Raw genomic sequence first — 3670 nt, 5'->3', positions numbered from 1 at the left:
ACATTATACTATGTTATCAATATATACTTTGTAAAAATTATATATTTTTCATAAAAAAGCACCTTAAGCAAAATACCACTTTATTGTCCACAAGAAATTTCATTGCATACTTTTACTACTTCAATGAATTAAAAACAGACCTTATAATTACAAGGCCTGTTGCAAACTCCCTTTATTTTGTAGTAAGTACATATTGTAGTAAAGTCCTTGTTCACTAAGCAACTCTTGATGTGTTCCTCTTTCTATGATTTCCCCTTCATGCATAACAAATATTTGATTCGCATCTTGGATTGTAGACAATCTGTGTGCAATCGCTATCGTTGTTCTACCTTTTCGCATTTGCTGCAATGCCGTTTGGATCGCCTCCTCTGTTTCTGTATCAATATTTGCCGTCGCTTCATCTAACACTAATACTTTCGGATTAGTTGCTATCGTTCTAGCAAAAGCAATTAATTGCCTTTGACCACTAGAAAACGCAGCTCCTCTCTCGACAACTTCTGTATCATACTGCTCCGATAATTTTTCAATAAACGTATTCGCTTGCACAAATCGCGCTGCTTCTTCTATCTCTTCATCCGTTATCTCTTCATTATACATACGAATGTTTTGCTTTACATTTCCAGCAAATAAAAATGCATCTTGCAGCACAAGACCAATTTTCTTTCGAATTTCTTGTTCTTCAAACTTCTCTAAACCCACTCCGTCTATTACAATATTACCTGATTTAATATTGTAAAATCTCATTAATAAATTCATAATTGTACTCTTACCACTACCAGTGTGTCCAACGAAAGCAACCGTTTGTCCTGGCTTTACGTGAAAAGATACATTTTTTAAAACGTCACGCTTTCCATCATATGAAAAAGTAACATCTTTAAACTGAATTTCCCCGTTAACTACTCGTGGATTTTCACTCCCCATTTGAACAGGAGCTAAATCTTTATCGTCCATTAAATGAAATACACGCGATGATGAAACGAGCGCTTGTTGGAAGAAAGATAGTTTCATCATCATCTCATTTACCGGCTGGAAGAAACGATGAATATAGTTAACGAAAGCATATAAAACCCCTACTTCAACAGGACTCTTTAAAGCGTCAATTCCAAATAAACCAAGAACTAACGCAATTGCTACAATATGAACAAGATCTGTTGCTGGACGTAAAAGTAATGCATCTAATTTCAATGTACGACGTCCAGCACTATAATGCTTGTTGTTCACTTCTTCAAACTCTTTTCTCATCCGCTTTTCTTGCCGGAACACTTGAACAATATTCATCCCTTGAATGGACTCATTTAACTTTGCATTTAATACACTCAGTTGATTACGTACCTCTAAATAAAAAGCTGCACTTTTCCGTCGATACAGCACCATAATCGCAAACATAATTGGAATTAATATGAGAGAGAATAGCGCTAATTTTACATCTAGTAAAAACATCGCTACTAAAATCCCCACTAAAAAGACTACATTTTTCACGAATGTTGATAGTACACTAACATAAAAATCCTTAATCGCTTCCGTATCATTCGTTATACGAGATACAAGTGTACCAATCGGCGTACGATCAAAGAAACTTAATGACAATTTTTGAACATGGTCATACACTTCAACTCGCATATCTTGAACAATCTTAAAAGCGATATTTTGAAAGTACAATAAGTCTAAATACGTAAATAATACTTTTAATAAGTGAGCAATAATATACACTACAAATAGAGTTACAAGTGCTGATTGTTCAAAGTTACGTGGTACTAAGTGTTCATCAAGAAATTGTTTAATTAAAAAAGGACCCATCATTTCAGTTACAGTTGCGCCAACTAGAAATAAAAATGCTAATGCTAATAATCCTTTATATGGTCTCATATAAGAAAGCAATCTCCTTAAATCACTCCGCTTTTTCTCAGCCATCATACGCCTCCTTTCTCTACCAACGCCTCTAACTGCTGGCTTTCATACATTTCTTTATACCAACCATTTTCGTTCATTAGTTGTTCATGTGTTCCTCGCTGCATAACCTTACCTTCATCAATAACAAGAATAAGATTTGCATGCTGAATCGCACTTAAACGGTGCGCAGTAATAATCGTCGTTTTTTCTGCTCTTTCTCGTTTCAATGCAGTTAATATAGTTTCTTCTGTTTTTGCATCTACAGCTGATAAACAATCATCTAAAATTAAAATTTCAGCATTCGTTAATAACGCACGTGCAATTGAAATCCGCTGTTTTTGGCCTCCTGATAGCGAAACCCCTCTTTCACCTACTACCGTGTCATATCCTTCCGAAAATTGAATAATATCATTATGAATACAAGCAATCTCAGCAGCCCTGCTAATTTCTTTATATGTAGCATCGGCCTTTCCAAAAGCAATGTTCTCCCCAATACTCGCTGAAAATAAAAAATGATCTTGCGGTACGTATGAAATTGCAGAGCGTACACCGTGAAGTGTTAAATCTCGAATATCCCGCTCACCAACTTTTAATTCACCATTAAAGTGGTCATACTCGCGAATTAAACATTTTAATAACGTCGTCTTCCCTGCACCGGTACGCCCGACAATTCCTAACGTTTCACCTTTTCTTAAATTAAAGTAAATATCTTTTAAGTTTAATAGTTCATTCTTTTTATAAGAAAACGAATCAACAGCAAACGAGACATCACCACTTGCTATAGCATGTATAGCATTTTCCTTATTCACTACATCCGAAGTTTGTGAAAGTATTTTCTCCACACGATCATACGAAGCACGTCCACGCTCCATAATATTAAATAGCCATCCAAAAGCTAACATTGGCCATACAAGAGTCCCTAAGTATGTTGTAAATGTTACCAATTCCCCTACAGTTAATTCACCCCGTACGACTAATAATGATCCGTAACAAATTGCGATTAAAAATGAAAATCCGACAATTAAGGAAATCGTTGGATCGAATAACGAGTCAATACGTGCAACTAACATATTTTTATGTACGACATCTTCCGATTTTTTCCGAAACGCTTGTAAATCCTCTTTCTCTTGTCCAAGTGAGCGAATTACCTTCATCCCACTCATACTTTCTTGTACTTTATCATTGATTTCAGAAAACGATTGCTGCGCTTTATGAAATCTTCTATGCAATAAAGTTCCATAATAATTTGTAGAAATAGCTACAATTGGCATCGGAATTAAACTTAATAACGTTAACTTCCAGCTAATTGTAAACCCCATCGCTACGAGTACACATCCTCCAACAGCTAATGAATCAACGAGTGTTAACACACCTGACCCAGCAGTTTGCTGAATCGCCTGAATATCATTTGTCGCATGTGCCATCAAATCGCCCGTACGACGTGATTGATAAAAGGATGGGCTCATCTTTGTAAAATGTTCATATAAATTCTTTCGCAATTGACGAGCTAGTTTTAAAGAAGATCCAAAAATCATAATACGCCATAAGTAACGTAATATATACATCGTCATTCCTACAACTACTAATAGAATAACCCAGTTCAACAATTTTTCAGATGTTAATGTTCCATTATTAATTTCATCTACTACAATTCCTAGTACCCTTGGCGCTACAAGTTCAAGAAGCGCGACACCAAATAACATAATAATTCCAATTATGTACGCTCGTTTTTCTTGTTTAAAAAACCAAGCTAAATTAAAAAATACTTTCATATTTATCC

2 protein-coding genes are annotated in these 3670 nt (G+C 35.3%); both read right to left on the bottom strand.

Annotation, left to right across the window (positions count from 1 at the left end; genetic code table 11):
* Positions 1-147 precede the first annotated feature (147 nt).
* Positions 148-1911 (bottom strand): ABC transporter ATP-binding protein, encoded by a 1764-nt coding sequence (locus AB3X48_RS19265; protein WP_246908647.1) that lies wholly within the window; start codon positions 1909-1911, stop codon positions 148-150.
* The gene (locus tag AB3X48_RS19260) at positions 1911-3662 is read right to left on the bottom strand and encodes an ABC transporter transmembrane domain-containing protein (protein ID WP_002160872.1); all 1752 of its coding nucleotides are present in this window, start codon (positions 3660-3662) and stop codon (positions 1911-1913) included. Before AB3X48_RS19260 ends, AB3X48_RS19265 begins: the two co-directional genes overlap by 1 nt.
* Between the last annotated feature and the right edge of the window lie 8 nt (positions 3663-3670).

This window comes from Bacillus sp. S4, assembly GCF_040838205.1.
In the GTDB taxonomy this organism is placed as follows: Bacteria; Bacillota; Bacilli; order Bacillales; family Bacillaceae_G; genus Bacillus_A; species Bacillus_A cereus_U.
Note: the sequence above shows the minus strand (reverse complement) of the source record. Positions and strands in the feature narration are given on the sequence as shown.